Source organism: Microbacterium sp. 69-10 (genome assembly GCF_001897945.1).
Taxonomy (GTDB): domain Bacteria; phylum Actinomycetota; class Actinomycetes; order Actinomycetales; family Microbacteriaceae; genus Microbacterium.
In genome coordinates this window covers 63838-65036 of sequence record NZ_MKRT01000001.1, presented here as the reverse complement: position 1 = coordinate 65036, position 1199 = coordinate 63838, and the positions used below count along the sequence as shown (strand labels likewise).

Here is a 1199-nt window from a genome sequence, read left to right as displayed (position 1 = left end):
GCCAGCAGCACGCGGGTGGGGATGGCCGAGATCAGCAGCTCGACGACGCGGGTCTGCTTCTCCTCCACCACGCTCTGTGCGATCGTCGCCCCGAATGTGGACGCCGCCATCAGGAACACCACGCCGAAGCCGATCGCCACGAGATAGCGCACCAGCGAGTTCGTCGCGGCGGGTTGGAGGATCTCGACCTTCGGCGAGATGGACAGCGACATGACGAGGCTCGTCGGCGCGTCCTTCTTGGCGAGGACGACGACCCCGGTCGGTCCCTCTCCGGGCAGCACGGCGGCGGTGACCTCGTCGTCGCGGACGAGCTTCTCGGCGGCTGCGCGGTCGGCGACCTCGGTCACCTTCACGTTCGGCAGCGCCTCGACGACCTTCGCGGTCTGCGAGGTCGCGGCGATCGCGTCGGGCGTCGGCGACTTGCTGGAGAACCCGCCGATCAGCACGCCGGCCAGCGCGACCAGCAGCAGGATGCCGGTGGAGATCAGGAAGGCCTTGCTGCGCAGCTTGGAGCCGATCTCGCGCTCGGCGACCAGCCAGACCAAGGACGAGGTGTTCCTGTTCACCGGGGCCTGAGTGCTCATCGGATGACCTCCTTGAAGATCTGGGCGAGGGACGGATGCTGGGGGGCGAAGTTCGAGACCTCGCCGCGGCCGACCGCCTCGCGCAGCACGCGCTGGGCGGTGTCGGTGGTGTCGACGTCGAACAGCGCCGATCCGCCCTCGAAGTCGATGACCGTGACGCCCGGCTCGCCGCGCAGCCAGCCCGCGTCTCCCGCGGAGTCGAGCTGGTAGCGCAGCGTGGAGTGCTGGGCGCGCAGCTGCTCGCGGGTGCCGGCGGCGCGGATCGTGCCCCCGGCGATGATGATCAGGTCGTCGCACAGCCGCTCGACGACGTCGAGCTGGTGCGAGGAGAACAGGATGGAGGCGCCCTGCGCTGCCCGGCGCTGCAGCACGTCGGCGACCACGTCGACCGCGAGCGGGTCCAGGCCCGAGAAGGGCTCGTCGAGGATGAGCACCTCGGGGTCGTGCACGAGGGCCGCGGCGATCTGCGCGCGCTGCTGGTTGCCCAGCGACAGCGACTCGATCAGGTCGTTCAGGCGCTCGCCGAGCCCGAGCTCGTGCAGCAGCGCGGTGGCGCGCACCGCGGCATCCGCCTTGCCGAAGCCGTGCAGGCGGGCGAGGTAGACCACCTGCTCG

At 70.6% G+C, this 1199-nt stretch carries 2 protein-coding genes; both read right to left on the bottom strand.

Features of this window, described 5'->3' with window-relative positions; translation table 11 throughout:
• Positions 1-584, bottom strand: a 584-nt coding sequence (locus BGN97_RS00345; protein WP_363331380.1) for an ABC transporter permease, incomplete at its 3' end; no start/stop codon positions are given.
• Positions 581-1199, bottom strand: a 619-nt coding sequence (locus tag BGN97_RS00340) for a DUF4162 domain-containing protein (protein ID WP_292697006.1), incomplete at its 5' end; no start/stop codon positions are given. The genes BGN97_RS00345 and BGN97_RS00340, both read right to left, overlap by 4 nt.